Below are 25,939 nucleotides of genomic sequence, written 5' to 3' on the forward strand. Positions count from 1 at the left end.
TCAACAAGGACGCCGAGGCCCCGATCTTCGACCTGGTCGACTACGGCGTGGTCGGCGACCTCTTCGAGGTCGTCCCGCAGCTCACCGAGGAGGTCAAGGCCCGCAAGGGCTGACCGCCCGGCCGGTGTTCCCGTGAGGCCCCGTACGCACTGCGCGTACGGGGCCCCACGTGCGTCAATGGGGTGTTGACCTCCACACGGACCCCGTATAACTTCACTCTACGGATATTCGTTTCCGCAAGGCGGAAACTTCAGGTCGGTTCGGGTGAAGGTGAAAGGCGGAGGTGCGGGCATGACTCAGCACGAGACGGCGGGGACGAGCCTGTCGCGCGGCGTACACGAAGGGATCGCGGCGACCCTGGCTCCCGTCGACGCCGACCTCGCCCGCCGCTACCCGGGCGACTCCGGCACCCGCCAGCCCGTGCACACCGTCTACGTCCCCGCCGACGCCTTCACCGGCGGCACCGTGCGCGACTGGGGCGACCGGGCGCTCGCCGCCCTCGACGAGCACGCGCCCGGCGCGGGCGCCCTCGCCGCCGTCCTCGGCCTCCCCGACGAGCTGGCCGAGCCGGTGTACCGGCGGGTGCGCGCCAAGCTGGAGCGCGAGCCGGTCGAGGACCTGCGCATCGACTTCGAGGACGGCTACGGGCCGCGCCCCGACGCCGAGGAGGACGCCGCGGCCGCGCATGCCGCCACCGTGGTCGCCGCCGCCCACGCGGCGGGCACCGCACCGCCCTACGTGGGCATCCGTATGAAGTGCATGGAGGCCGCCGTCCGTGACCGCGGCATCCGCACCCTCGACGTCTTCCTCACCGGACTGATGGACTCCGGCGGTCTGCCGGACGGGCTCGTGCTCACCCTCCCCAAGGTGACGTACGCCGAACAGGTCAGCGCCATGGTCCGGTTGTGCGAGGAGTTCGAGAAGGCCCGCGGGCTCCCCGCGGGGCGGCTCGGCTTCGAGATCCAGATCGAGACCACCCAGGCCATCCTGGGCTCCGACGGCCGCGCCACCGTCGCCCGCATGATCGACGCGGCCGAGGGGCGCGCCACCGGGCTGCACTACGGCACGTTCGACTACAGCGCCTCCTGCGGCGTCAGCGCCGCCCATCAGTCCATGGACCACCCCGTCGCCGACCACGCCAAGGCCGTCATGCAGGTCGCCGCCGCGGGCACCGGCGTACGGCTCTCCGACGGCTCGACCAATGTGCTTCCCGTAGGCCCCACCGAGCGCGTCCACGACGCCTGGCGGCTCCACCACGGCCTCGTCCGGCGGTCCCTGGCCCGCGCGTACTACCAGGGCTGGGACATGCACCCCGGCCATCTGCCCACCCGCTACGCCGCCGTCTACGCCTTCTACCGCGAGGGCCTGGAGACGGCCTCGGCGCGGCTCGCGGCCTATGTGAACCGTACGGGCGGGGACGTCATGGACGAGCCCGCCACCGCCAAGGCGCTCAGCGGCCATCTGCTGCGCGGTCTGGACTGCGGCGCGGTCGACGCCGCCGAGGTGGAGCAGCTGACCGGGCTGGACCGCGCCGAACTCGACACCCTCGCCGGACGCGCCCGGCGCTGATCCGCATGGCCATATCCGCTCACCCCTCCGTGTCACCCGGGATGCGGGCCCGCCGGGGAGGGCGGGAGATGGTGGCATGGTCAGACGTGCCGTGTCAGCCCTGCTGATCGTGCTCGGCTGCCTGCTCGTACCGGTGTCCGTGCTGACCGTATGGGTCCACGGCATCGTCCTGGACACCGATCGCTACGTGGCGACGGTCGCCCCGCTGGCGACCGATCCGGCGATCCAGGAGTCGGCCGTGGACCATGTCGGCGACGCCGTCGACCTCCGGCACAACAGTCGGAAGGTCACCTCCGAGATCGCCGACTGGCTGCGCGACCAGGGCCTGCCGTCCCGGGCCGCCGACACCGTCGAGGGCCTGGCCCCCCAGCTCGACGCGGCCCTGGACCAGGCCGTACGCAAGGTCGCGACCCACATCGTGCACACCGAGGAGTTCGCGGCCGTATGGACCGGCGCCAACCGGGCCGCCCATACGGCCGTCGTGCACGCCCTCACCGGCGAGGGCCGGGGCCCGGTCGCGGTACGCGGCGACACCGTCACCCTGAACGTCGGCGCGGCCGTGGAGAAGGTCAAACTCCAGCTCGTTGACGCCGGATTCCCCTCGGCGAGCGACATCCCCGACATCCACCAGCGGACGATCCTCTTCCACTCCCATCAACTCGACCGCGTCAAACGGGCGGTACACCTGCTCGATCTGGTCGGCAACTGGCTGCCCACCCTGACCGTCGCGCTCGGCGCCACCGGCGTCCTGCTCGCCCGGAGCCGCCGCCGCGCGCTCGTCTGCGCCGCCCTCGGCGCCGCCGTCGCCTCGCTGGCGCTGGCCCTCGCCCTCACCGTGGCCCGCCGGTACTGCCTCGACCATGTGCCGCCGGGCGTGCTGTCCCGGGCCGCCGCCTCGGCCCTCTTCGACACCGTGGTGCGCTTCCTGCGGGTCACCGTGCTGACCGTGCTGGTGCTCAGCGCCGTCGTGGCGGCGGGCGCGTATCTGGCTGGGCCAGGACGGCTGCCGTGCGCCGTACGGGCGTCGGCCGAGCGCGCCGCCGACTCCGCCGCGCACTGGGGCGCGGCCCGTGGGATGTGTACCGGACGGGCCGGGGTCTGGACCGCGGACCACCGCCGCGAGCTGACCGTCGCGGCGCTGCTCGCCCCGGCCGCCCTCTTCGCGCTGTGGAACGACCCCACCGTGCTGACCGTGCTGTTCCTGGTGCTGGTCCTGCTGGCCGTCCTCGCGGTGATCACGGTGCTGGCGGCGACGGGCCGGGACCGGCTTTAGGGAGTGAGTTTCAGGGGGTGAGGATGAGCACGATGAAGAGCAGGCAGGCGGCGATGTTGACCACCCAGCTGTGGGTGTTCAGCCACTCCCGCAGCCGGGGCATCGCGCGCTGCGCCCGGGTACGGAAGACGAGGTAGACCAGCAGCGGCAGCGCCGCGATCAGCACGGTCGCGCCGATGAACGGCAGCGCCTCCGCCAGAGCCGCCCGGTGCTGCTCCAGAGACGCCCCCACCGTCAGCAGCACCACGATGTCCGACGGCATCAGCAGGATGACCAGCAGCCCGGTCGACAGGGCCCGCAACGGGCCCGCCTCCATCAGCGAGCCCAGCCACTTCGGCGGCTCGACCGACTCCCGGCGTACGAAATTCTTCACCGCCACCAGCACCAGCAGCCCCACCAGCACCAGCTGCACGATGGTCGCGACCGACCCCCGGTCAGAGGGGTGGCCCGGCGCGACCGCGTTGCCCAGCAGCGCGAAGATCCCCCGGGTGATGGCGACACCCACCGTCGTCGCGACCGCCACCCCGAGCAGGAACGCCGAGGACACCCGCACCGGCCGCGCGGTGGTCACCAGGATCACGGCGGCCACGATCTGCGGCCCCGCCATCATGGTGACGGCCAGCGGAAGAATCTGGAGGTCCATGGCTGCCCTTCCGGCCCCCGTCCGTCCTGCCTCCGCCCTGCGCCGTCCTGTCTCCGATCCTGTCTCCATTGGTACGCGGCCGGGCCCGCGGCGCACCCGGTGCTGCGCCGACCGGGGCCGCGTACCGGCCGCCGCCGTAGGCTGGAAGCGTCGGCTCCGGTGGTGGCGTCGGTCCCGCCGGTCATGTCCGACGGGAGGCAGACCATGAACTACCCACTGCTCAATGTGTTCTGGACCACGATGTGGATCTTTCTGTGGGTCCTCTGGCTGATGCTGCTCTTCCGGGTGATCGGGGACATCTGCCGCGATGACTCGCTCAGCGGCTGGGCCAAGGCGGGCTGGTGCGTCTTCGTCGTCGTCCTGCCCTTCCTCGGCGTCTTCGTGTACCTGATGGCACGCGGCCGCGGGATGGGCGGACGCGAGATGAAGCGGGCCGAGCAGGCGGAAGAGGAACTCCGGGAGTTCGTCCGGGGCACCGCGGGAACGAGCCACGCCGAGGAGCTGTCGCGGCTCGTGGAGCTGAAGAACCACGGTGACATCACGGCCGAGGAGTACGAACGCGCCAAGGCCAAGGTGCTCGCCGCATGAACGCATGACGAAAGCCGTCTCCAGCGTCCAGAACGTCGCTCAGGGCATCGTCCAAACGTCGCTCAGGGCATCGTTCAGGACGTCGTTCAAGACAGGGACGGAGGCAGTTCGCCGGAGCCGCGGGCGATCAGGCGGGTCGGCAGCACGACCCGCCGCGGTTCGCCGCTCGCGCCGTCGAGGCGGCGGAAGAGCAGATCCGCGGCGGTGCGGCCGAGCTGGGCCGCGTCCTGGGCGACCACGCTGATGCCGGGGGAGAGCAGATCGGCCAGCTCGAAGTCGTCGAAGCCGACCAGGGCGACGGGAGCGGCGGGGCGGGGGCGCTCGGCGAGGACCCGCACCACCGTCACCGTCACCCGGTTGTTGCCCGCGAACAGCGCGGTGACCGGCTCGGCGGCGTCCAGCATGGCGGCGGCCGCGCCGCGTACCCGCTCCGGGTCGGTGGGACCCAGAGAGAGCCAGCCGTCGTGCACCGGCAGCCCGGCCGCGTCCATCGCGGCGTGGTAGCCGCGCAGCCGCTCGGCGGCGGTGTGGATGCCCGGCTGGTCGCCGAGGAAGCCGATCCGGCGGTGGCCATGGGAGATCAGATGGGCGACCGCGTCCCGCGCGCCGCCGAAGCTGTCGGAGAGCACCGCGTCGGCGTCGAGGCGGCCCGCCGGGCGGTCGACGAAGACGGTGGCGACACCGGCCGCTATCTCGGGGGCCAGATAGCGGTGGTCCTCGCCCGCCGGGATGACGACGAGGCCGTCCACCCGGCGCGCGCACAGGGCGAGCACCAACTCCTGCTCGCGGACCGGGTCCTCGGCGCTGGAACCGTTGATCAGCAGCGCTCCATGGTCCCGGGCGACCTCTTCGACGGCGCGGCTGAGCGGGCCGTAGAACGGGTCGGCGAGGTCTTCCAGGACGAGGCCGACGCTCGCGGTGCGCCCCTTGCGGAGGATGCGGGCGCTGTCGTTGCGGCGGAAGCCGAGGGCGGTGATCGCCTCCTGGACGCGGTGCTCGGTGTCGGAGGTGACGCCCGGCTCGCCGTTGACGACGCGCGAGACCGTTTTGAGGCCGACTCCGGCCCGGGCGGCGACGTCCTTCATCGTGGGCCGGGACCCGTAGCGGTGGGGTGTGGTGCGGCCGGCCATGTCCCGGGCGGTGTCGGTCACGGTGTGCTGGTCCCGTCGCTGATCGTCGTGGCGGAAGGGCGGAAAGGGGTGTCGAGCATAGCCTCTGGACAACGTTGTCAGCGGCAGGGAAGACTGTGGCCGCGTAACTGTGACACCCACGCCCACCAGGAGAGTCGACAGCCATGGCACGTGACCTCATCGCCGCGCTCGACATCGGCGGCACCAAGATCGCGGGCGCCCTGGTGGACGGCGGCGGCAAGCTGGTCGTACGGGCCCGGCGCGCGACCCCCGCGCAGGCCGACGGGCCGACGGTGATGCGGGAGGTCTCCGCGGTGCTCGGCGAACTCGGCGCCACCGCGCACTGGTCCCGGGTGGCCGCCGTAGGGATCGGCAGCGCGGGCCCCGTGGACGCCTCGGTGGGCACCGTCAACCCCGTCAACATTCCCGGCTGGCGTGACTTCCTGCTGGTCGCCGGGGTCCGGGAGATCACCGGCGACCTGCCGGTCACCCTGGTCGGCGACGGACCGGCGATGACCGCCGCCGAGCACTGGCAGGGCGCGGCGCGCGGGCGCGCGAGCGCGCTGTGCATGGTGGTGTCCACCGGGGTCGGCGGCGGGCTGGTGCTGAACGGGCGGCTCCACCCCGGCCCCACGGGCAACGCCGGGCATATCGGTCACATCAGCGTCGACCTCGACGGGGATCTGTGCCCGTGCGGCGGGCGCGGCTGCGTCGAGCGCATCGCCAGCGGTCCCAACATCGCCCGCCGGGCGCTGTCCGGCGGCTGGCGGCCGGGCCCGGACGGCGACACCAGCGCCGAGGCCGTCGCCGTCGCCGCGCGCGCGGGTGACCCGGTCGCGCAGGCCTCGTTCGACCGCGCGGCGCAGGCCCTGGCCGCCGGGATCGCCGCGACCGCCGCGCTCGTCGAGGTCGAGGTGGCGGTGGTCGGCGGCGGGGTGGCGGGCGCCGGTGATGTGCTTTTCGCGCCCCTGCGGCGCGCCCTGCGCGACTACGCGACCCTGAGTTTCGTGCGGGGGCTGGAGGTCGTACCGGCGCAGATGGGCACCGACGCGGGGCTGGTCGGCGCGGCCGCCGCGGCGGCCCAGGAACAGCGGCTGGAGGGTTTCGCCCCGGCGGGCGCGCCTGGCAGCCCGATTTAAGCCGCGCTGTCACCGGCTGCCCCTAAGCTGTTCGCTCACTGCTTGCGATGCGAGGGGACCGATGGTGGCACCGGGGGACATGGGCGGTGATCTGACCGGCAGACTGCTGGGCGGTCGCTACCGGGTGACGGGGCAGATCGGCCGCGGCGGCATGGGCGTGGTCTGCAGAGCGGTGGACGAGGTGCTGGGCCGGGAGGTCGCGGTCAAGGTGCTGCGCGCCTACACCGACGCGTCCGGCGCGGAGCTGGCCGATCTGCGCACCCGGATGCAGCGCGAGGCGCGCGCCGCGGCCCGTATCCGCCATTCGGGTGTGATCACCGTGCACGATGTGGCCGACGAGGGCGGGCTGCCGGTCATCGTCATGGAGCTGATCGACGGCCCGTCACTGGACGACCTGATCGACGAGCGCGGCGTCGTCGAGCCCCTGGAGGCCGCGCGGATCGGCGCGAAGGTGGCCGACGCGCTCGCCGCGGGCCATGACGCCGGGGTGCTGCACCGCGATGTGAAGCCGGGCAACGTGCTGATCGACCGCGGCGGTCGGGTGGTGCTCACCGACTTCGGCATCGCCAGCATGGAGGCGCCCGACGACGGCGCGTCCACCAAGCTGACCCGCAGCGGCGAGCTGATCGGCTCGCTGGACTATCTGGCGCCCGAGCGCGCCCAGGGCCAGGAGCCGGGCCCGGCCTCGGACGTATGGGCGCTGGGCATGACGCTGTACGCGGCGGTGGAGGGTTCGTCGCCGTTCCGCCGCACCTCCGTGTGGTCGACGCTGACCGCGATCGTCACCGAGCCGCTGCCGGAGCCCCGGCTCGCCGGTCCGCTGGCGCCCGTCCTGCGCGGGCTGATGGACAAGGACCCGGAGGGGCGTCCGACGGCGGCCGAGGCGCGGGAGCTGCTGGAGGACATCGCCGCCGGGGCCGCGCCGTCGCCCCGGCCGTCTCCGCCGCCGATTCCGCAGGCTGTGCGTGTGACGCGGACCCCGACCGCACCGGACATCGCGGCCGTGCGGCCGCCGGTGGGCGCCGGAGGCGGGGACGGCGGCGCGCCGGGACCGGGGCGCGGCCGGACGCGGGCGCTGGTGGCGGCGGCGGTCGCCGGTGTGGTGCTCGTCGGGGGCGGGGTGACCTACGCGCTGCTGGGCGGGGAGGGCGACGACCATACGACGACGGGCCAGTCGGGCCGGTCGGGCGGGTCGCCGGGCCCGACGGCATCCGGAACGCCGGTGTCCGGCGGAACGGCCCGTGAGGCGTCGGGCGGGGCGGACACGAGCAGCCCGCGGGCGAGCGGGGCGGCGTCACCACCGGCCTCGCGCCCGCCGGGCGGCAAGGACAAGGACGGTGGCAAGGACGACGGCAAGGGCGACACCGGGAAGGACCGCGGTGGCGCGGCCCCCGGCGCCGTCTCCCCGACCACCGCCCCCGGCGACGCCCCGGCCTGCAGCGACCTCGGCGGCGGCAAGTACAACTGCGTGGTGTGGCGCGACGCCACGTCGTACACCCACGGCGGCGAACCGGTCGGCGCGCTCAAGCAGGGCGTCAACTACTTCTACTGCCAGGAGAATCTGAACCGCCCGGAGCGGTACGGCAAGTGGACGAACGTCTGGTGGGCGAAGACGGACGACGACAACGGCAACAAGGACGTCTACGTCAGCGATGTGTACGTCCGGGGCGGCGACAACGACCAGCCCCTCCCCGGGCTGCCGGTCTGCTGAGGCAGAGACGGCGGCGAGGGGGAGCGGGCCGGTCGCCATGGTGGCCCGGCGTCAGCAGCTGAACGCCGCGTCCGCCCAGTCTCCGTGGTCGCTGGTGACCTCGTCCCCGCCGTCGGTGACGACGAGCCGGACCGTGCTCGCGCCGTCGATGGCGGCGGTGACGGCCTTGGCCGGGTCGGCATTGGTCAGCGTCCCCGTCGAGGCCACCTTGGTGCCGTCCGCCCACACCTCGAAGGCGACCGTTCCGGCGGTGCCCTCCTCGTCGTCCACGCCGACCTTCGCCGTGAAGTCGGTGCAGTGGCCGCCGGTGTAGTACAGGACCTCACTGGGCGCGTGCACGCCCAGACCCTTCGGGTAAGCGGTGCCGTCGAGGGTGATCGGATGGCCGTCGCCCGCGGCGTTCTCGCCGACGCTGGTGTCCTTCTCGACCGGTCCCCAGCCGTTGAGCGCGCTCAGCCACGGCAGATCGCTCGCGTAATGGGCCCCGGCGGGCGGCGCGACCACCACATTGACCTTCACGGGCAGCTCGGTGCCGACCTTGTCGCCGCGCGCCGAGCGATAGTCGGCGCGCACGTTCAGGTCGTACGCCCCGGGCTTGACGTCCTTCGGGGCGGTGACCTGCCAGCGGGTGGTGAGCCTGCTGCCGGTGGGCAGGGTGGCAGCCCGGGTCGGCCAGGTGGTCTTGATGCGCCAGCCGTCGGGGCCGGTGAGCCGGACACTGGCCTGGTGGGCCGCGGTGCCGCCGAAGTTGCGCAGCGCCGTCTCGACCGGTGCGGTGGCTCCGGCCTCGGTGAACGGGGCGGCGTCGACGCCGAGTTCGGCGGCGGGCGGGTAGGAGGCCCAGCGCCGGTCGGCGGAGACCCGGTAGAGCACCGTGCCATGGGCCGGGACGGTGGCCGCCACGGAGCCCGCGGTGTTCTGGTCCTGGTGCTGCCACAGATCGCGCAGCCGGTATCCGTCCGCCTGCGGCAGGCCGAGACGGGCGGCGGTGGTGGTGATGCGCTGCGGCCGGTCGGTCTCGTTGAAGAGGGCGACGGCGCGGCCGCCGTCCGCCATCTCCTTGGAGATCACCCAGCGTCCGCCCTCGGAGGACAGCACGGTGCCCTGCTTGCCCAGCGGGTCCTGGTCGACGGCGATGACGTCGCGGTTGCCGAGGATCTCGAACGCCCTGGCGTCGGCCTTGCGCAGATCGGTGCCGATCAGCAGCGGCGCGGCCATGATCGACCACAGCGAGAAGTGGCTGCGGTACTCGGTGTCCGTCATGCCGCCGTTGCCGACCTCCAGCATGTCGGGGTCGTTCCAGTGGCCGGGCCCGGCGTACGGGGCGAGCGGCAGGTTCTTCTTGGCGATCGACAGCATGCTGCCCCAGGTGTCACTGATGTCGCCGGTGGTGCGCCAGAGTTGGCCGACATCCGCCGCCCATTCCCACGGCTTGTTCTGCCCCCATTCGCACAGGCTGTAGACGATCGGATGCCCGGTGGTCTCGGACGCGGCCTTCAGCGCGTCCCGCATGGTGCGGTAGCGCTGCTTGGCGTCTACGCCTTGGTTATTGCAGTTGTCGTACTTGAGGTAGTCGACTCCCCAGTCGGCGAACTGCTGGGCGTCCGACCTTTCATGGCCCAGCGCGCCGGGGAAGCCCGCGGTGTTGCAGGTCTTGGTGCCCGCGCTGGTGTAGATGCCGATCTTGAGGCCCTTGGAGTGGACGTAGTCGGCGACGGCCTTGATGCCCTTCGGGAAGCGCACCGGGTCCGGGACCAGCTTGCCGTCCGCGTCGCGCTGCGGGAGCGCCCAGCAGTCGTCGAGGTTGACGTAGGTGTATCCGGCGTCCTTGAGCCCCTTGCTCACGAAGATGTCGGCGATGCCCTTGACCATCGCCTCGTTGAAGTCGGCCCGGCAGTGGGTGGAGTTCCAGTTGTTGAAGCCCATCGGCGGGGTGAGCGCGAGCCCGTCCCCGGGCGCGGCGGTTCCACCGGCCGGGGCGGTCTCCCCGGAGCGAGTGGGCTGGGCCGCGGCAGGCTGGGCCGCGGTGGGGAGGGTGAGACCGGCCGTGCCGAGCAGCGCGGCGGCCAGTCCTCCGATGATTCTCTGTCTCGCGGTGCGTAAAGAGCGGTGGCGCATGGTGGGGGTCCTCCGTTCTCAACGGGGTGACGCAGTGTCGTGGGCGCGTCATATGCGAGCGTTTACGGTAGGCCGTGTTGGAGTCTGTTGGAAGAGATGCGGTAACAGTTGTTCGATATCTCGTCAAAACCCTTGACTACGTGGCCTCTTGCCCGATGTGATCCAGCCACTCGCGTTCGGTTGTGTTTGATTGATCCTCTGTGGAGGGCCCATGGCACAGTCATCGTCAGGACATCGGATCTCCCGCCGGACGTTGCTCCGGGGTACCGCGATCGGAGCCGGGGCCGTCACCCTCCCGGCGGTCCTCACCGCCTGCGGCGGTCCGGGCAACGAGGTCAAGATGGGCTCCAACGCCTCGGATGCCGTGCCCCGCAAGGCGTTCGCCGAGGTGTTCGCGGCGTACGAGAAGAAGTCGGACAAGAAGGTCAAGGTCAACACCGTCAACCATGAGGCCTTCCAGGAGGGCATCAACCGCTATCTGAAGGGCACCCCGGACGACGTCTTCATGTGGTTCGCGGGCTACCGCATGCAGTTCTTCGCCGAGCAGGGGCAGCTCGCCGAGATCGGCGACCTCTGGAAGGGCTTCAGCGGTTTCTCCGACGCGCTCAAGAAGCAGTCCACCGGCAAGGACGGCAAGCAGTACTTCGTGCCGTACTACTACTACCCGTGGGCGGTCTTCTACCGGAAGAGCGTCTTCGAGCAGCACGGCTACGAGATCCCCAAGACGTTCGACGCGTTCCGGGCGCTCGCCAAGCGGATGGACAAGGACGGCCTCGACGCCATCGCCTTCGGCGACAAGGATGGCTGGCCCGCCATGGGGACCTTCGACTATCTCAATATGCGGGCCAACGGCTACGACTTCCACGTCTCGCTGATGGGCGGCAAGGAGTCCTGGACCGATCCCCGGGTCAAGCACGTCTTCGACCTCTGGCGCGGCCTCATGCCGTACCACCAGCAGGGCGCCAACGGGCGCACCTGGCAGGAGGCGGCGCAGAGCCTGGCGCAGAAGAAGTCCGGTATGGCGGTCTTCGGACTGCCCCACCCCGGGCAGCAGTTCGCCGCCGCCGACCGCGAGGACCTGGACTTCTTCCCCTTCCCCGAAATCGACTCAGCCTACGGCCAAGACGCGGTCGAGGCGCCGATCGACGGATTCCTGCTGGCGAAGAAATCCAAGCGGCAGAAGGAGGGCAAGGAACTGCTGAAGTACCTCGCCACCCCTGGCGCCGAGGAGATCTACCTCAAGCGGGACCCCAACAACATCGCGTGCAACGACAAGGCGTCCGCCTCGTCCTACAACGCGCTGCAGAAGAAGGCCGTCGAACTCGTCTCCGGCGCCAAGCAGATATCGCAGTTCATGGACCGCGACACCCGCCCCGACTTCGCGTCGCAGGTGATGATCCGGGCGATCCAGCAATTCATCAACAAGCCGGACGACATCGACACCCTGACCAAGGACATCGAGTCCCAGAAGAAGACCATATTCGCCGACAGCTAGGAGAACCGCGCCGTGCCGTTCACCACCGCGCGGCGTGCCAAACGGCGGGGACCGCGGAGGTTCACCTCCCGCGACCTCGCCGTCATCGGCGTGCTGCTGGGCATACCCGTCCTGCTCGACCTGGCCCTGGTCTGGGGCCCGACCCTCGCCTCCATCGGTCTGTCCTTCACCAGCTGGGACGGGATCGGCGACCTGCACTGGGTCGGCTTCGACAACTACCGGAACCTGTTCACCGAGTATCCGCCGTTCTGGCCCGCCGTACGCAACAATCTGCTGTGGGTGGCCTTCCTCGGCTGCGTCGCCACGCCTTTCGGGCTGCTGCTGGCCGTCCTTCTCGACAAGGGCGTGCGGTTCAGCCGCTTCTATCAGTCGACGCTCTATATGCCGGTGGTGCTTTCGCTCGCCATCGTCGGCTTCATCGCACAGCTGATCTTCTCCCGTGACCAGGGCGCGCTGAACGCGATTCTCGGCGACAAGAGCCATCCGGTGGACTGGATCGGCGATCCCGACCTCAATATCTGGATGGTGCTGCTCGCGGCCGCCTGGCGGCACACCGGGTACGTGATGATCCTCTATCTGGCGGGGCTCAAATCCGTCGATCCGTCGCTCAAGGAGGCCGCCGCGATCGACGGTGCGAGCGAGACACAGAGTTTCTTCCGGGTCGTCCTGCCCACGCTGCGGCCGGTCAATGTGATCGTCGGCGTCATCACGGTCATCGAGGCGCTGCGCGCGTTCGACATCGTCTACGCCATCAACCACGGCCGCAATGGCCTGGAACTGCTCTCCGTGCTGGTCACCGACAACATCCTCGGTGAGGCCAGCCGAATCGGATTCGGCTCCGCCATCGCCGTCGTCCTGCTCACCGTGTCCCTGGGATTCATCGTGACCTATCTGGTCCAGGAGCTGCGAGGGGAGAAGAAGGGATGATCACCGACATCCGTCCGGCCCCCGCACCGGCCGCGGGCCCGGTGAGCGGACCGGGGCGGCGGCGCCGGGTCCGCCCCGGGCGGCTCGGTCTGCACGCCTTCCTGATGACCGTCTCGCTGGCCTTCCTCGCCCCGCTGCTGCTCGCCGTCTACGCCTCGCTGCGGCCGTACGAGGAGACCGCGAAATACGGCTATTTCTCGTTTCCGCGCCATCTGTCGTTCGACTACTACCGGCAGGCGTTCACCGACTCCGGGATGGGCAAGTACTTCCTCAACTCGATCCTCATCGCGGTGCCCGGAGTGCTGCTGACGCTGTTCCTCGCGTCCTTCGTGGCCTTCTCCGTCACCCGGCTGAAAATGCGCGGCGGGCTCGTTCTGCTGATGGTGTTCACGGCGGGGAACCTGCTGCCGCAGCAGGTCATCGTCACCCCGCTGTATGTCCTCTTCACCAAGATCGAGCTGCCCTACTGGATGTCGGACTCGATGACGATGTACGACTCCTACTGGGCCGTGATCGCCGTCCAGGTCGCCTTTCAGGTCGGCTTCTGTGTCTTCGTTCTCGCCAATTTCATGCGCACCCTGCCGATCGAGATCATCGAGGCGGCGGTGGTGGACGGCGCCGGGGTGTGGACGCGGTACTGGCGCGTCACCCTGCCGCTGTGCCGTCCGGCCCTCGCCGCGCTCGGCACGCTGCAATTCACCTGGATGTACAACGACTTCCTGTGGGCGCTCGTCTTCATCTCCGACGGCGACAAGCTTCCCGTCACCTCCGCGCTCAACAATCTGCGCGGGCAGTTCTTCACCGATTACAACCTGCTGGCGGCGGGCTCGGTGCTGGTGGCGCTGCCCACCGTGCTCGTCTTCCTGCTGCTGCAGCGCCACTTCATCGCCGGGCTGACGCTCGGCGCCAACAAGGGCTGATGGGGCCTGATGAGGGCTGACGGGGGAGGGGCCGCTGTGACGAAAGGGGTCACGGTGTCTCTTGTGGCGCGTGGGGTTCCGCGGAATCAGACCCCCGCGGCACCCCTCGCGGCACCCCTCGCGACGGGGCCAGGACGGCGTGATCCGTAGCTCAGTCGTATTCGGGCGTTTCCGTGGCAGGGTGATGCGGGCAACTGTCAGGAGGCGATGGATTAGGGGGAAATGTGATCGTCTGGCTGAACGGTGCGTTCGGCGCGGGGAAGACCACCGCGGCCCGCGAGTTGGTGGACTTCATGCCCGGCAGCACGTTCTACGACCCGGAACTGGTCGGCAACGGTCTGCGCATGATGCTGCCGCGCAAGCGTCTGGAACAGGTCTCGGACTACCAGGACCTGCCGTCGTGGCGGCGGCTGGTCGTGGACACCGGGGCGGCGCTCATCGCGGAGGTCGGCGGCCCGCTCGTGGTCCCGATGACGGTCCTCAGACAGGAGTACCGGGATGAGATCTTCGGCGGCTTCGCCGCCCGGCGGATTCCTGTGCGGCATGTCCTGCTGCACACCGATGAAACGATCCTTCGCAGGCGTATAGCCGAGCGCGAGGAGATACCGGGCGACGCGGACGCCAGCGAGTCCGTGCGCCGCTGGTGCCTGGACCACCTCGCGCCCTACCGCGCGGCCCTGAACTGGCTGACCAGCGACGCCCATGTGGTCGACACCACCGGGCTCACCCCGCGCCAGACCGCCGAGCACATCGCCGACGCCGTCCGCGAGGGCGCCGGGAACTGCGACATCGTGCAGACGCCCGAGCCGACCGCCGAAACCCTGGCGGCCGGGGTCCTGCTCTTCGACGAGGCCGACCGGGTGCTGCTCGTCGACCCCACCTACAAGCCCGGCTGGGAGTTCCCCGGCGGCGTCGTCGAGCGCGGCGAGCCGCCGATGTGCGCCGGGCGCCGCGAGGTGGCCGAGGAGCTGGGCGTACGGCTGGACGAGCCGCTGCGGCTGCTGGTCGCCGACTGGGAGCGCCCCCAGCCGCCCGGCTACGGGGGTCTGCGGCTGCTGTTCGACGGCGGCCGCCTCGCCGCCGAGGACGCCCGGAAGGTGCTGCTGCCCGGCGGGGAACTGCGCGGCTGGCGCTTCGTCACCGAGACCGAGGCCGCCGACCTGCTGCCCCCGGTCCGGTTCAACCGCCTCCGCTGGGCGCTGCGCGCCCGCGAACAGGGCCGCCCGCTGTACCTGGAGGCGGGGGTCCCGGTGGGCTGACCGGAGTCGCCCCGCCGCCCCGCCGCCCCGCCGCCGTACGGCGCGTACCGCACTGCACGGCGGCGCCGATACGCCCCGGCGGCGCCGATACGCCCCGGCGGCGCATAGCCACCGGAGGGCGATTCCGATGTCCCGCAGGCGGCCCCGGCCCTAGCCCTGGCCCCGGCACCGGCCGCAGCCCCGGCCCGGCTTCCGACGCGAGCGGATCATCGGGCGGCGCCCGGCGCCCGGCGCCCGGTGAGTGGTGCGGCTCCGGCTGTGATCCGGAGCGGGGCTCGGGCGGCGGGTGTGAGGCGGGCTTGGCCGCCGGTGGCTGTGCGTCGGACTGGCCCTTCCGGGGGCGCCTCCGCCGTCTCCGGCTGCGAATCCGCGTCGGCCGTCACGGCGTCTGGGGGCCGCCCGCGTCTGCGGGGCGCCCGTGTGTGGTGGCCTCGCGCGCCTGGCGGCGGGCCAGGCCGCCGCGATGTACGAGTCGCGGTACGCGGTGGCCCCGCCCGCGCCCGGCGGCGGGGCTCGGGTTCAGCCCTTCTTGCTGTTCGCGTACCCGCCCAGGAACAGCGCCTCGGTGAGCGCGAGCTTCTCCAGCTCCTCCGGCGAGACGCTCTCGTTGACCGCGTGGATCTGCGCCTCCGGCTCGCTCAGGCCGATCAGCAGGATCTCCGCCTCCGGGTACAGCGAGGCGAGCGTGTTGCACAGCGGGATCGAGCCGCCCTGGCCCGCGGTGGCCATCTTCTGGCCGTCGTACGCCACCCGCATGGCCTCGCGCATCGCCTCGTACGCCGGGCTCCCGGTGTCCGCGCGGAACGCCTGGCCCTGGCCGACCTGCTCCACCGCGACCCGGGCGCCCCACGGCGCCGCCGCCTCCAGATGGGCGGACAGCAGCCGGTTTCCCTCGGCCGCGTCCACGCCCGGCGGCACCCGCAGGCTGACCAGCGCCCGCGCGCTCGCCTGGACGGAGGCGGTGGCGCCGATGACCGGCGGGCAGTCGATGCCCAGCACCGTGACCGAGGGGCGGGCCCAGATGCGGTCCGCGACCGTGCCCGAGCCGGTCAGTCCGACTCCGTCCAGCACCCCGGCGTCCTTCCGGAAGTCCTCCTCCGGGTACTGGAGGCCGTCCCAGGCCGTCTCCGGGTCGAGGCCGTCGACCGTGGTCGAGCCGTCCTCCGCGCGCAGCGAGTCCAGCATCCGGATCAACGCGGCGAGCGCGTCCGGGGCGGCGCCGCCGAACTGGCCGGAGTGCAGATTGCCTTCGAGGGTGTCCACCGAGACGCGCAGCAGCGTCATCCCGCGCAGCGTCGCGGTGACGGTCGGCAGGCCCACCCGGAAGTTGCCCGCGTCGCCGATCACGATCGCGTCGGCGGCCAGCAGTTCCGGATGCGCCTCGGCGTACCGCTCCAGACCGCCCGTGCCCTGCTCCTCCGAACCCTCCACGATCACCTTGACGTTGACCGGGACGCCGCCGTGCTCCTTGAGCGCGCGCAGCGCCGTGAGGTGCATGATCACGCCGCCCTTGCAGTCCGCCGCGCCGCGCCCGTACCAGCGGCCCTCCCGCTCGGTCAGCTCGAAGGGCGGGCTGATCCAGGCGTCCTCGTCCAGCGGCGGCTGCACGTCGTAGTGCGCGTAGAGCAGCACCGTCGGGGCTCCGGCCGGGCCGGGCAGGAAACCGTAGACGGACTGGGTGCCGTCGGGGGTGTCCAGCAGCGCCACGTCCCCGAACCCCTCGGCGCGCAGCGCCGCCGCGACCCACTCCGCGGCGGCCTCGCACCCGCTGCGCGGGAACTGCGCCGGGTCCGCCACCGACGGGAAGGCCACCAGCTCGGCCAGCTCGGCCAGGGCGCGGGGCTGCAGTGCGGCGACGGCGGCGGCGAGGTCCTGCTCCATGGGGGAACGCTCCTGGGATGCGCGGCGTTGGGTGATGATGTGCGGCTTGCTGCGGTGGCCCGATCATCCCACAGCAGGTTCGCGCAGAGGTGAGCCGTAGGATGCCCGGTAGGCGCATCAGGACGGGCGATTGGGAGCGGAAGCACACGTGAGCAGCGACAACGCAGCCCCGGACAAAGAGACGGTATGGGACGTCGTCGTGGTCGGCGCGGGGCCCGCGGGTGCCTCCGCGGCCCACGCCGCGGCGTGCGCGGGCCGCCGGGTGCTGCTGCTGGAGAAGGCCGAACTGCCGCGCTACAAGACGTGCGGCGGTGGCATCATCGGCCCGTCGCGCGAGGCGCTGCCGCCCGGTTTCGAACTGCCGCTGCGTGAGCGCGTCCACGCGGTGACCTTTTCGATGAACGGCAAGCTGTCCCGGACCCGCCGCTCCAAGCATGTGCTGTTCGGGCTCATCAACCGGCCGGAGTTCGACGCCGGTCTGGTCGAGGCGGCCAAGGACGCGGGCGCCGAGGTGCGTACCGGCGTGGCCGTCAGCCGCGTCGAGCAGCACGGCCCGTCCGTGCCGGACCGCCGCACCGTGGCGGTCGTCCTCTCGGACGGCGAGACGGTGCTGGCGCGGTCCGTGGTCGGCGCGGACGGCAGCGCGAGCCGGATAGGCGCGCATGTCGGGGTGAAGCTGGACCAGGTCGACCTCGGCCTGGAGGCGGAGATCCCGGTTCCGGACACGGTCGCGGAGGACTGGGCGGGCCGGGTGCTCATCGACTGGGGCCCGATGCCCGGGAGTTACGGCTGGGTCTTCCCCAAGGGCAAGACGCTCACCGTCGGCGTCATCTCGGCGCGCGGCGAGGGCGCCGGGACCAAGCGCTACCTGGAGGACTTCATCGCCCGGCTCGGCCTCGCCGGATTCGAGCCGAGCATCTCCTCCGGCCATCTGACCCGCTGCCGCAGCGACGACTCGCCGCTCTCCCGCGGCCGGGTGCTGGTGTGCGGGGACGCGGCCGGGCTGCTGGAGCCGTGGACCCGGGAGGGAATCTCCTTCGCGCTGCGCTCGGGCCGCCTCGCGGGGGAGTGGGCGGTACGGATCGCCGAGGCGCACGACGCGGTGGACGCCCGGCGCCAGGCCCTCAACTACGCCTTCGCGATCAAGGCCGGTCTCGGCGTGGAGATGGGCGTCGGCCGCCGGTTGTACGCGGCGTTCGCCCGCCGTCCCGGGATGTTCCACGCCGCGCTCACCGGCTTCCGCCCGGCGTGGCGCGCGTTCACGAAGATCACGCGCGGCACGACGACACTGGCCGACCTCATCCGCACCCACCCGGCGGCACGCCGAGCCCTGGCGGCGTTGGACAAGGGATAACCGGGCGCTCCCGCGGCCGCGGTGGTCACGCGGCGGTGATGCGGAAGACCGGGTGCATGGGAGCGATCCGGGCGAGTTCGGTGTCGGAGGAGGCGGCGGTCACGCCGTCGAAGAAGGCGCCGACCTCCCACCCCCACCGCTTCAGATAGGCCCGCAGCACCGCCGCCTTCTCCTCGCCCTCGGGCAGTTCGGCGGCGGTGAACGGCCGAGTGCCGCGGCCCTTGCGCAGCTGTCCGCCCCCGGCCGCCCGCAGGTTGCGCACCCACTGGGCGTTGCCGCGCGCCGAGACGAGGTACCGGGTGCCCTCCAGGGCCAATGGGTTGACCGGGACGCGCCGCAACGCCCCGCTGGCCCGGCCGGGCACGGACAGCTCCGCCGCGCCGAAGAGGCTGAGCCCGCGGCGCGCCAGCCAGGCCACGGAGCGGTGGAGGGGCGCCTCGAAGCGGCGGGGCTCGATGTAGTGCTGTGTCATGACGTCCTCTGTCTGCCGTGGACCGGGAGAGAGCGGTGCTCTCGTTCAGGAGCATTGTGCACAGAATGTCCCAACACGGCAAGAGCGGTGCTCTCGTATTGGGTCGCCGCTCCCATGCGGTGGCAGACTGGCCGCATGACCGCGATCCGAGGGGCCAGAGAACGGGCCCGCGCCGAAGTGACCGCCGCCATCAAGGAGGAGGCGCGTCGCCAACTGGCCGACCAGGGCGCGGCGAAGCTGTCGCTCCGGGCCGTCGCCCGCGAGCTGGGCATGGTCTCCTCCGCCCTCTACCGCTACTACCCGAGCCGCGACGAGCTGCTGACCGCGCTCATCGTGGACGCGTACGACGCGATCGGCGCTGCCGCCGGTGGCGCGCTCGCCGCGACGCGCGGCGACGACGATCCGGTGGCGCGCTGGACCGCGGTCTGCCGGGCAGCCCGGGGCTGGGCGCTGTCCCACCCGCATGAGTACGCGCTGATCTACGGCTCCCCGGTGCCGGGCTACTCCGCGCCCCAGGCCACCGTCGTCCCCGCCTCCCGCGTCGCCCTCGCCCTCATCGCCGTCGCCCGCGACGCCCACGCCACGGGCGCCTTGCGAGTACCGGAGGAGGCGGCGCTTCCGGAGGGGGTGCGGGCGGACGTCACGACGCTGGCAGAAACCCTCGGCACGCTCGGCACCGAGCTGCCCGCCGCCGCGTTCGCGGCGCTCGCCGCGGCGTGGGCGCAGCTGTTCGGGCTGATCAGCTTTGAGCTGTTCGGCCAGTTCCAGGGGGTGGTGGAGGCGCGCGAGGAGTTCTTCACGCACACGGCCGCCGCCCTGGGGCGGCAGGCGGGCCTGAGGTAGGGGGCCGCCTCCGGGGGCTACTCCGGTGGGAGTACGGGGGGCCACCGCGCGCGGGGGACGCTGTTCTTGGGGGGCCGGTTTAGCGTTACCGGTATGCACGCATTCACGGGGGAGCGGGGGTACGGGCACGGGCCGGGCGGGTGGTGGCGCGGCGGGCCGTTCGGGCCGCCGGGGGCCGCTGTGCCCTGGCGCTCCTCGCTCGGTGTCGCCGTCGTCCAGCTGGTGGGCACGGGGTTCGCCGCCCACCGGCAGCCCGGCCGGACGGACCTTGGTCCCGGTCTCTACGCGCTGCTCCTGGCTGGGCCCGCGCTGCTGCTTCTGCGCCACCGCCACCCCCGGCTCACCGTCCTCGGTACCTCGGCGGTGGCCCTGGGCTATCTCGCCGCGGGCGGACCGGCCGGGCCGGTCTTCCTCAGCGTCGTCGTCGCCTGCGTCGCGGCCGTCGCCGCCGGGCAGCGGGTGGCGGCCTGGTGCGCGGTCGGCGGGCTGTGGGCGGGGTGGCTGCTGATCGCGCACTGGCTCTACCGCTGGCTGCCGCCCCCGGGCGACCGGGCTGCCGGATGGGGGCAGGAGGTGGCGGTGGCGGCCTGGGCGGCGGCGGTGCTCGCCGCGGCCGAACTCGTCCGCGTACGGCGCGAGCGGTGGGCCCGCGAGCGGGCGGAGCGCGCGGCGGCCGTACAGCGCCGGGCGGATGAGGAGCGGCTGCGGATCGCCCGCGAACTGCATGACGTCCTCGCCCACAGCATCTCGGTCATCAACGTGCAGGCGGGGGTCGGCCTCGCCCTCCTCGACCAGGACCCCGAACAGGCCCGCACCGCGCTGACCACCATCAAGGCGGCCAGCAAGGAGGCGCTGGGCGAGGTCCGCCAGGTCCTGGACACGCTGCGCGCGTCCGGCGCCGCGCCGCGCCAGCCCGCCCCCGGGTTGGACCGGCTGCCGGAGCTGACCGAACAGGCCGCGGGCGCGGGGCTGGCGGTGGAGGTGGCGACGGACGGCGTACGGGCCGCCCTGCCGCCGGGCACGGATCTGGCCGCGTTCCGTATCGTCCAGGAGGCGCTGACCAACATCGTCCGCCACTCCGGCTCACGGACCGCACGCGTCCGGTTGTCGTACGCCCCGGACGAGCTGGAGCTGCGGGTGGACGACGACGGCCCGGCGACCTCGGACGACACGGCGGACGGCGCGACGGGCGGCGGCAACGGCCTGGTCGGCATGCGCGAGCGCGCCGCCGCCCTCGGCGGCACGGTGGAGGCGGGCCCGCGCCCGGACGGCGGCTTCCGCGTGCACGCGCGCATCCCGCTCAAAGTGACGCCCGCCGCGACCGCCCTGCCCGCCCCGCCCGCCGCGAACGAGGAGACACCGTGAGCCCAGTGATCCGCGTCCTGCTCGCCGACGACCAGCTTCTGGTCCGCGCGGGCTTCCGGGCGCTGCTGGCCGCCCAGCCGGACATCGACGTGGTCGCCGAGGCCGCCGACGGAGAGCAGGCCCTGAAGGAGGTGCGGGAGCACCGCCCCGATGTCGTGCTCATGGACATCCGCATGCCGCTCCTCGACGGTCTCGCCGCGACCCGCCGGATCACCGCGGACCCTGCCCTCGCGGAGGTGAAGGTGGTCATGCTGACCACCTTCGAGCTGGACGAATACGTCTTCGAGGCCATCCGCGGCGGTGCCTCCGGTTTTCTGGTCAAGGACACCGAACCGGAGGAGCTGCTGCGCGCCGTACGGGCCGTGGTCGACGGTGACGCGCTGCTGTCGCCCGGCGTCACCCGCCGCCTCATCGCCGAGTTCGCCGCCCGCTCGAAGGAGCCCGCGCCCGCCTCTGTCCTCGGGGAGCTGACCGAGCGGGAACGGGAGGTGATGGCCCTGGTCGGGATCGGCCTGTCGAACGAGGAGATCGCGCGGCGCCTGGTCGTCAGCCCGCTCACCGCCAAGACCCATGTGAGCCGCACGATGATCAAGCTGGGCGCGCGTGACCGCGCCCAACTCGTGGTCCTCGCCTACGAGTCGGGACTGGTGCGCCCGGGATGGCTGGGCTGACGTCCCCAGCCCGTTCAGCCGGGCGTCAGAACAGCGCCTCCGGACTCGCGGCCTCCCGCGCCGGAGCCTGAACCGGGGCCGTCGTCTCCGCGTCCGCCGCGGCCGCGCCGAGCGGACGGCCCGCCAGCAGACGGCCGTCCAGCAGCAGCGCGCGGCCGTCCGACGCGGTCAGATGGATGTCCGGGCCCGCGACGCCCTCGACGCGGCCCGCCACCGTGCGATCGGCAGCGAGCCGGATCACCCCCTGCACCGGACCCAGCCGCTCCAGATGGAACGCCTCGTCGTGGTGGACCGGCGCGAAGGCGGTGAGGGTCAGCGACTCCGGCAGACCGCCGAGCCCCCGCGCCCGCGCGTGCAGCGCCGCGAGTTCCTCGGCGCGGCGCTCCCGGGGCGGCGGCGCCTCGCGCGCGGCGCGTTTGGCCGCGTACGGGAACCGGTCCGGGATGCCCAGCGCGGCGCCCAGCACGGCCTCCGCGCGGCGCGCGGCCATCAGCGGGCCGCGGCCGAGCAGGGCGTACGAGAGCGCGGCCTGCTCCAGCAGCCGTACGCCCTCCCGCTCGGCCGCCGTGATACCGGCCTTGACCAACCCCGGCCCGAACCAGGCGAGGTAGACGTCGTACGGGCGGGGGTCGTCGGTGCGGGTGTCGGCGGCGACCGAGTACGAACGGTCGAGCCGGGCGCAGTCCGCGCACTGGGCCGAGACGGCCGACGGTGCCACCTCGGCGCCGTCCGGGCACGGGGTGTGCCGGGCGCCCCGGCGCACCCCGGTGCAGTGGCGCCCGGGCCCGGTGGTGAAGGCCAGCGGACGGCCCCGCGCCAGCGCGGACGTCCGCTCACCGTGGTCCGGGTGACGCCAGACGAGCGCGGGGCCGGAGCCGGCGGACCAGCGCAGCCCCGCGCATCGCCACCGCCGGTCCCCGGTCATTCGCGCCGCCGCTTGTGTGGAAGCGGCCACAGCACCCGTATGACGCGGTAGGCGAACCCGGCGGTGGCCGCGGTGGCGGCAGCCGCCCGCCACACGGTCTCCTGGGCCGGCCCCAGCTCCCAGAAGAGCGCGGGGCTCGCGACGGCGACGAAGAGGACGGCCGCCAGCAGCCCGCCCGTGACCAGGGCGAACACGATCTCCACGGTGAGCGCGTCCCGGTCGGCCTGGCTACGGGGTCCGGTCATCCGGCATCAGTCCTCTGTCGCGTCCGCTGTTACGTCCGGCCACCAGCCCCATCCTGTCCGCTCACAGGCTCGACCGCTCCCGCCACACCTGCGCCAGCGACAGATCGCCCTTGCCGCTCAGCGCGCTGTACGGCAGCCGGTTCCACGCCACCATGTACAGCTCGCCGGCCGGGCCGGTCAGCTCGCAGTCCGCGTCCCCCGCCGCGTCGCGCGTGGTGTGCGGGATCTCTTCGCTGAGCCGCACCGTCCAGACGGCGTCGGTGTCCGTGGCCCGCAACCGCAGGGTGCGCGGGGTGTCCGTGCGCACCCGGCTGCGCTCCATCCCGTGCAAAAGGATCAGCAGCTCGTCGATTCCGTCCGCCGCGAAGGCCGGGGCGAAGGGCGAGTGGTCCGCGCCCAGCGCCGATTCCGCGTCGACCCGGTGGATCGCCGTCTCGTGGGCCTGCCGCCGGGCCCAGAACGCCAGCGGCGGGGTGTCGGGCACGAAGGTGTAGCACTCGACGGCCGGATCGGCGTCGGTGAGCGCTTTGACCAGCGCCCGATGGCTTTCCCGGTACCAGGCCACCAGCTCGGCGCCGTCCTGCTCCGGCTCGTCACCCAGTTGAACCCGCTCCGTCAGGCCCTCGGTGACATAGCGGGTCACCCATCGGTGCACCCGCCCGGCGTGCGACAGCAGCTCCCGGACCTGCCATCCGGGGCAGGTGGGCACCCGGGCGTCCGTGCCCGCCTTGGCGGCGGCGTCGGCCAGCAGGTGTCCCTCGCGGTCCACGACGTCGATCAGCTCGGCAATCTCCATGGCGGAATTCTGCCAGCCACCACCGACATGCGGGGTGACGTGGCGGAATTCAACCTGGTCCGGGGCGTGCGGCGTTGCGGGTGGCGTACGCGACGACGGCCGCGACCGCCGCCAGCGCCGCGACCGTGGTGAGTGCGGCGGGCAGCGAGAGCCACTCGGTGAGGAAGCCGATCGCGGGCGGGCCGAGCAGCATGCCGCCGTAGCCGAGGGTGGAGGCCGCGGCGACCCCGCTGGGGCCGGTCAGCGCGCCCGCCCGGGCGATGGCCACCGGGAAGAGGTTGGCCAGGCCGAGCCCGGTGACCGCGAAGCCCAGCAGGGTGAGCCAGACGGTCGGCGCGAGCGCGCCCAGCAGCATTCCGGCCGCTGCCGTGGCGCCGCCCGCGGTCAACGTCGCCGTCTGGCCGAGCCGTTCGAGCAGCGTCGTACCGGACAGCCGCCCGATGGCCATCGTCAGCGCGAAGACGGAGTAACCGGCGGCGGCGACGCCCGCGGACGCGTCGAGGTCCTGGTCCAGATGGAGCGCGGCCCAGTCCGCCATCGCCCCCTCGCCGTACGCCGTGCACAGGGCGATCAGGCCGAATACCGCCACAAGACGGCGTGCGGGGCCCCGCCGCGCGCCGGTGGATGCCCCGTCCGCCGGGCGCGTAGCGGTTTCGGGCGGCGACGGTGGCGGCGGTGGCGGAACGGAGAGCAGCGTCCGGCCCGCGGCCGCCGCGAGCACCAGCCCGACGGCGGCCAGCAGCGCCAGGTGGCGGGTGGGGGAGAGATGGTCCGCGATCAGCCCGCCGAGTCCCGCACCGGCCATGCCGCCCAGGCTGAACGCCGCGTGGAAGCTGGGCATGACCGGTCGGCGCAGCGCGGCGATGAGATCGACGGCCGCGCTGTTCATGGCGACGTTGAGCCCGCCGAAGCCGGTGCCGAAGACCAGCAGCACCAGGCCGAGGGCGAGCGCGGAATGGGTCAGCGGCGGCAGCGTGACGCTGAGCGAGAGCAGCACGGCGAGGGCGACCGTCGTGGCGTGGCTGCCGAAGCGGCGGCAGAGCCACCCGGCGGTCATCATGGTGGCCGTGGCGCCCACCGATACGCACAGCAGGGCGAGGCCCAGGGCGCCCGCGGAGGCACCCGTCTGGTCCTTGATAGCCGGAATACGGGCCACCCATCCGGCGAACACGAAGCCGTCGAGGGCGAAGAACACGGTGAGGGCGGCGCGGAGTTGGGAAAGGGCGCGCTCCGGGGTGGCGGCGGCGCGTTTTCCCGGAATGGCCGTCCATGTTTTGTTTGATGTCGGCACAAAGTGAGAATAGAGGCGTGACCCAGACACGGACAAGGATCGAGCGGGGCCGGGGCGCTCTCGGCCCGGCACTGGCGCTCGTACACACCGGCCGCGCACCCACCCGCGCGGTGCTCACGACCGAACTCGGGGTGACCCGCGCGACCGCGGGGGCCGTCGCCGCCGAGCTGGAGGCGCTCGGCCTGATCGAGGTCGACGCGCGGCCGCTCGGCTCCGCCGGGGCGCAGGGCCGCCCGTCGCACCGGCTCGCGATCGCCCCGCGCGGGCCCGTCGCGCTCGCCGCCCAGGTGCACGCCGACGGCTTCCGGGCGGCGCTCGTCGGGCTCGGCGGGAACACCGTCGCCACCGCCCCCGGCTGCATGACGGTGCCCGCCGATCCGGCGCATGTCATCGACGCGGTCGTCGAGGCCGGGGCCCGGCTGCTGCGCGAGACCGGCCGCCGCTGCGTGGGGGCCGGGCTGGCCGTGCCGTCCGCGGTCGCCGAACCGGAGGGCACCGCGCTGAACCCGCTGCACGTCGCCTGGCCCGCGGGCGCGCCGGTGCGCGAGCTGTTCACCCGGAGCCTGGCCGCCGCGGGAATCCGCGGCGCGGACGGGGAACCCCTCACCGGCCACGCGGGCAACGACGTCAACCTCGCCGCCCTCGCCGAACACCGGCACGGCGCCGGGCGCGGCTCCCAGCACCTGCTGTGCGTCGCCACCGGGCACCGCGGCGTGGGCGGTGCGCTGGTCCTCGACGGGCGGCTGCATACCGGCAGCGCGGGGCTCGCCCTGGAGGTCGGCCATCTGACCGTCAACCCCGAGGGGCCGCCCTGCCATTGCGGCAGCCGCGGCTGCCTGGACATCGAGACCGACCCGCTCGCCTTCCTCGACGCCGCCGGGCGCGACCCCGGTCCCGAGGGGTCTCTGCTGGACCAGTCCCGCGGCCTGATCCGCGAGGACTACGCCGATCCGCCGGTGCGGGCCGCCGCCGAGCAGCTCATCGACCGCCTGGGCCTCGGGCTCGCCGGGCTCGTCAACATCCTCAACCCCGACCGCATCATCCTCGGCGGCCTCCACCGCGAGCTGCTGGAGGCCGACCCGGAGCGGCTGCGGGCGGTCGTCGCCGAGAGCAGCTTGTGGGGGCGCAGCGGGGGCGTGCCGATCCTGGCGTGCGCCCTGGACCACAACGGTCTGGTGGGCGCGGCGGAGCTGGCGTGGCAGCCGGTGCTGGACGATCCGCTGGCGGCGCTGGGCGTGGCGTAACCGCGCCCGCATCTCCTCGGCGGTATGGCGGATGGGCGGTGTACTCCCCGCGGACTACCTGAACCGCCCTCGCCCGGAGG

23 protein-coding genes and 1 pseudogene are annotated in these 25,939 nt (G+C 72.8%); 15 read left to right on the forward strand and 9 right to left on the reverse strand.

From position 1 onward, the window contains the following. From ABZ370_RS24210 to ABZ370_RS24220, 3 genes and pseudogenes are all read left to right on the forward strand, one after another. Positions 1–113, forward strand: a pseudogene (locus ABZ370_RS24210) (electron transfer flavoprotein subunit alpha/FixB family protein); the annotation flags it as partial. 178 nt (positions 114–291) lie between these two features. Next, positions 292–1,569, forward strand: coding sequence for an aldolase/citrate lyase family protein (locus ABZ370_RS24215; RefSeq protein WP_358624524.1), 1,278 nt, complete (start codon positions 292–294; stop codon positions 1,567–1,569). Between the two features lie 76 nt (positions 1,570–1,645). Next, the gene (locus ABZ370_RS24220; protein WP_358624527.1) at positions 1,646–2,842 is read left to right on the forward strand and encodes a hypothetical protein; all 1,197 of its coding nucleotides are present in this window, start codon (positions 1,646–1,648) and stop codon (positions 2,840–2,842) included. A 10-nt stretch (positions 2,843–2,852) separates the two neighbouring features. Here the strand turns inward: ABZ370_RS24220 and ABZ370_RS24225 are convergent, their stop codons facing one another. Next, the gene (locus tag ABZ370_RS24225; protein WP_358624530.1) at positions 2,853–3,485 is read right to left on the reverse strand and encodes a GAP family protein; all 633 of its coding nucleotides are present in this window, start codon (positions 3,483–3,485) and stop codon (positions 2,853–2,855) included. A 204-nt stretch (positions 3,486–3,689) separates the two neighbouring features. On the opposite strand from ABZ370_RS24225, the gene ABZ370_RS24230 reads away from it, so the two are divergent. Then, positions 3,690–4,073 carry an SHOCT domain-containing protein gene (locus ABZ370_RS24230; protein ID WP_358624533.1) on the forward strand — a complete coding sequence of 128 codons (384 nt, stop codon included), beginning with the start codon at positions 3,690–3,692 and terminating at the stop codon, positions 4,071–4,073. A gap of 86 nt (positions 4,074–4,159) precedes the next feature. On the opposite strand, the gene ABZ370_RS24235 is transcribed toward ABZ370_RS24230, so the two are convergent. Further along, on the reverse strand, positions 4,160–5,203 hold the full coding sequence (locus ABZ370_RS24235; RefSeq protein WP_358624882.1) for a LacI family DNA-binding transcriptional regulator: 1,044 nt from the start codon (positions 5,201–5,203) through the stop codon (positions 4,160–4,162). A gap of 164 nt (positions 5,204–5,367) precedes the next feature. Between ABZ370_RS24235 and ABZ370_RS24240 the strand changes: the two genes are divergently transcribed. Beyond that, positions 5,368–6,342, forward strand: a complete 975-nt coding sequence (locus ABZ370_RS24240; RefSeq protein ID WP_358624536.1) for an ROK family protein — start codon at positions 5,368–5,370, stop codon at positions 6,340–6,342. 61 nt (positions 6,343–6,403) lie between these two features. Continuing rightward, positions 6,404–8,053, forward strand: coding sequence for a serine/threonine-protein kinase (locus ABZ370_RS24245; protein WP_358624539.1), 1,650 nt, complete (start codon positions 6,404–6,406; stop codon positions 8,051–8,053). A gap of 51 nt (positions 8,054–8,104) precedes the next feature. Here the strand turns inward: ABZ370_RS24245 and ABZ370_RS24250 are convergent, their stop codons facing one another. Beyond that, positions 8,105–10,171 carry an NPCBM/NEW2 domain-containing protein gene (locus tag ABZ370_RS24250; RefSeq protein ID WP_358624542.1) on the reverse strand — a complete coding sequence of 689 codons (2,067 nt, stop codon included), beginning with the start codon at positions 10,169–10,171 and terminating at the stop codon, positions 8,105–8,107. Positions 10,172–10,382: 211 nt separating this feature from the next. Between ABZ370_RS24250 and ABZ370_RS24255 the strand changes: the two genes are divergently transcribed. The 4 genes from ABZ370_RS24255 to ABZ370_RS24270 all read left to right on the forward strand — a co-directional run bounded on the left by ABZ370_RS24255 (position 10,383) and on the right by ABZ370_RS24270 (position 14,772). After that, positions 10,383–11,666 (forward strand): ABC transporter substrate-binding protein, encoded by a 1,284-nt coding sequence (locus ABZ370_RS24255; protein ID WP_358624545.1) that lies wholly within the window; start codon positions 10,383–10,385, stop codon positions 11,664–11,666. 12 nt (positions 11,667–11,678) lie between these two features. Further along, a complete protein-coding gene (locus tag ABZ370_RS24260) occupies positions 11,679–12,593 on the forward strand; it encodes a sugar ABC transporter permease (protein ID WP_358624547.1) in 915 nt (304 codons plus the stop codon). Then, on the forward strand, positions 12,590–13,513 hold the full coding sequence (locus ABZ370_RS24265) for a carbohydrate ABC transporter permease (protein WP_358624550.1): 924 nt from the start codon (positions 12,590–12,592) through the stop codon (positions 13,511–13,513). Before ABZ370_RS24260 ends, ABZ370_RS24265 begins: the two co-directional genes overlap by 4 nt. A 224-nt stretch (positions 13,514–13,737) precedes the next feature. Next, positions 13,738–14,772: an NUDIX domain-containing protein gene (locus ABZ370_RS24270; RefSeq protein WP_358624552.1), complete on the forward strand. Its 1,035-nt coding sequence runs from the start codon at positions 13,738–13,740 to the stop codon at positions 14,770–14,772. A gap of 519 nt (positions 14,773–15,291) precedes the next feature. Here the strand turns inward: ABZ370_RS24270 and ABZ370_RS24275 are convergent. Continuing rightward, positions 15,292–16,653, reverse strand: a complete 1,362-nt coding sequence (locus ABZ370_RS24275; RefSeq protein ID WP_358624555.1) for a dipeptidase — start codon at positions 16,651–16,653, stop codon at positions 15,292–15,294. A 148-nt stretch (positions 16,654–16,801) separates the two neighbouring features. On the opposite strand from ABZ370_RS24275, the gene ABZ370_RS24280 reads away from it, so the two are divergent. Further along, positions 16,802–18,007 carry a geranylgeranyl reductase family protein gene (locus ABZ370_RS24280; RefSeq protein WP_358624557.1) on the forward strand — a complete coding sequence of 402 codons (1,206 nt, stop codon included), beginning with the start codon at positions 16,802–16,804 and terminating at the stop codon, positions 18,005–18,007. Between the two features lie 25 nt (positions 18,008–18,032). Here ABZ370_RS24280 and ABZ370_RS24285 read toward each other — a convergent pair whose 3' ends face one another. Beyond that, positions 18,033–18,479, reverse strand: a complete 447-nt coding sequence (locus tag ABZ370_RS24285) for a nitroreductase/quinone reductase family protein (protein ID WP_358624559.1) — start codon at positions 18,477–18,479, stop codon at positions 18,033–18,035. A gap of 135 nt (positions 18,480–18,614) precedes the next feature. Here ABZ370_RS24285 and ABZ370_RS24290 point away from each other — a divergent pair, with 135 nt between their 5' ends. The 3 genes from ABZ370_RS24290 to ABZ370_RS24300 all read left to right on the forward strand — a co-directional run bounded on the left by ABZ370_RS24290 (position 18,615) and on the right by ABZ370_RS24300 (position 21,358). After that, a complete protein-coding gene (locus ABZ370_RS24290; RefSeq protein ID WP_358624561.1) occupies positions 18,615–19,322 on the forward strand; it encodes a TetR/AcrR family transcriptional regulator in 708 nt (235 codons plus the stop codon). Between the two features lie 93 nt (positions 19,323–19,415). After that, positions 19,416–20,687, forward strand: a complete 1,272-nt coding sequence (locus ABZ370_RS24295) for a sensor histidine kinase (protein WP_358624564.1) — start codon at positions 19,416–19,418, stop codon at positions 20,685–20,687. Between the two features lie 5 nt (positions 20,688–20,692). Beyond that, on the forward strand, positions 20,693–21,358 hold the full coding sequence (locus tag ABZ370_RS24300; RefSeq protein ID WP_358624885.1) for a response regulator transcription factor: 666 nt from the start codon (positions 20,693–20,695) through the stop codon (positions 21,356–21,358). Positions 21,359–21,383: 25 nt separating this feature from the next. On the opposite strand, the gene ABZ370_RS24305 is transcribed toward ABZ370_RS24300, so the two are convergent. The 4 genes from ABZ370_RS24305 to ABZ370_RS24320 form a co-directional block, all read right to left on the reverse strand. Next, positions 21,384–22,283 carry a DUF2797 domain-containing protein gene (locus tag ABZ370_RS24305; protein ID WP_358624566.1) on the reverse strand — a complete coding sequence of 300 codons (900 nt, stop codon included), beginning with the start codon at positions 22,281–22,283 and terminating at the stop codon, positions 21,384–21,386. Further along, positions 22,280–22,528, reverse strand: a complete 249-nt coding sequence (locus tag ABZ370_RS24310) for a DUF6332 family protein (RefSeq protein WP_358624569.1) — start codon at positions 22,526–22,528, stop codon at positions 22,280–22,282. The genes ABZ370_RS24305 and ABZ370_RS24310 overlap by 4 nt, the downstream gene beginning before the upstream one ends. Positions 22,529–22,589: 61 nt before the next feature. Next, positions 22,590–23,324 carry a maleylpyruvate isomerase family mycothiol-dependent enzyme gene (locus tag ABZ370_RS24315; RefSeq protein ID WP_358624571.1) on the reverse strand — a complete coding sequence of 245 codons (735 nt, stop codon included), beginning with the start codon at positions 23,322–23,324 and terminating at the stop codon, positions 22,590–22,592. A gap of 49 nt (positions 23,325–23,373) precedes the next feature. Beyond that, positions 23,374–24,615 carry an MFS transporter gene (locus ABZ370_RS24320; protein WP_358624574.1) on the reverse strand — a complete coding sequence of 414 codons (1,242 nt, stop codon included), beginning with the start codon at positions 24,613–24,615 and terminating at the stop codon, positions 23,374–23,376. On the opposite strand from ABZ370_RS24320, the gene ABZ370_RS24325 reads away from it, so the two are divergent. Then, entirely contained in the window at positions 24,606–25,859 is a 1,254-nt protein-coding gene (locus ABZ370_RS24325; RefSeq protein ID WP_358624576.1) for an ROK family protein, read from the forward strand. The genes ABZ370_RS24320 and ABZ370_RS24325 overlap by 10 nt on opposite strands. The last annotated feature ends 80 nt before the right edge of the window (positions 25,860–25,939 follow it).

The sequence above is a fragment of the Streptomyces sp. NPDC005962 genome (assembly GCF_040629205.1).
Lineage (GTDB): Bacteria > Actinomycetota > Actinomycetes > Streptomycetales > Streptomycetaceae > Streptomyces.

Excerpts from the sequence above, each read along its gene's own strand:
- ABZ370_RS24315 (WP_358624571.1), bottom strand. The coding sequence starts at position 23,324 with ATGGAGATTGCCGAGCTGATCGACGTCGTGGACCGCGAGGGACACCTG.
- ABZ370_RS24230 (WP_358624533.1), top strand. The coding sequence starts at position 3,690 with ATGAACTACCCACTGCTCAATGTGTTCTGGACCACGATGTGGATCTTT.
- ABZ370_RS24275 (WP_358624555.1), bottom strand. The coding sequence starts at position 16,653 with ATGGAGCAGGACCTCGCCGCCGCCGTCGCCGCACTGCAGCCCCGCGCC.
- ABZ370_RS24250 (WP_358624542.1), bottom strand. The coding sequence starts at position 10,171 with ATGCGCCACCGCTCTTTACGCACCGCGAGACAGAGAATCATCGGAGGA.
- ABZ370_RS24310 (WP_358624569.1), bottom strand. The coding sequence starts at position 22,528 with ATGACCGGACCCCGTAGCCAGGCCGACCGGGACGCGCTCACCGTGGAG.
- ABZ370_RS24285 (WP_358624559.1), bottom strand. The coding sequence starts at position 18,479 with ATGACACAGCACTACATCGAGCCCCGCCGCTTCGAGGCGCCCCTCCAC.
- ABZ370_RS24325 (WP_358624576.1), top strand. The coding sequence starts at position 24,606 with ATGTCGGCACAAAGTGAGAATAGAGGCGTGACCCAGACACGGACAAGG.
- ABZ370_RS24240 (WP_358624536.1), top strand. The coding sequence starts at position 5,368 with ATGGCACGTGACCTCATCGCCGCGCTCGACATCGGCGGCACCAAGATC.
- ABZ370_RS24245 (WP_358624539.1), top strand. The coding sequence starts at position 6,404 with ATGGTGGCACCGGGGGACATGGGCGGTGATCTGACCGGCAGACTGCTG.
- ABZ370_RS24295 (WP_358624564.1), top strand. The coding sequence starts at position 19,416 with ATGCACGCATTCACGGGGGAGCGGGGGTACGGGCACGGGCCGGGCGGG.
- ABZ370_RS24215 (WP_358624524.1), top strand. The coding sequence starts at position 292 with ATGACTCAGCACGAGACGGCGGGGACGAGCCTGTCGCGCGGCGTACAC.
- ABZ370_RS24265 (WP_358624550.1), top strand. The coding sequence starts at position 12,590 with ATGATCACCGACATCCGTCCGGCCCCCGCACCGGCCGCGGGCCCGGTG.
- ABZ370_RS24290 (WP_358624561.1), top strand. The coding sequence starts at position 18,615 with ATGACCGCGATCCGAGGGGCCAGAGAACGGGCCCGCGCCGAAGTGACC.
- ABZ370_RS24255 (WP_358624545.1), top strand. The coding sequence starts at position 10,383 with ATGGCACAGTCATCGTCAGGACATCGGATCTCCCGCCGGACGTTGCTC.
- ABZ370_RS24305 (WP_358624566.1), bottom strand. The coding sequence starts at position 22,283 with ATGACCGGGGACCGGCGGTGGCGATGCGCGGGGCTGCGCTGGTCCGCC.
- ABZ370_RS24235 (WP_358624882.1), bottom strand. The coding sequence starts at position 5,203 with ATGGCCGGCCGCACCACACCCCACCGCTACGGGTCCCGGCCCACGATG.
- ABZ370_RS24220 (WP_358624527.1), top strand. The coding sequence starts at position 1,646 with ATGGTCAGACGTGCCGTGTCAGCCCTGCTGATCGTGCTCGGCTGCCTG.
- ABZ370_RS24225 (WP_358624530.1), bottom strand. The coding sequence starts at position 3,485 with ATGGACCTCCAGATTCTTCCGCTGGCCGTCACCATGATGGCGGGGCCG.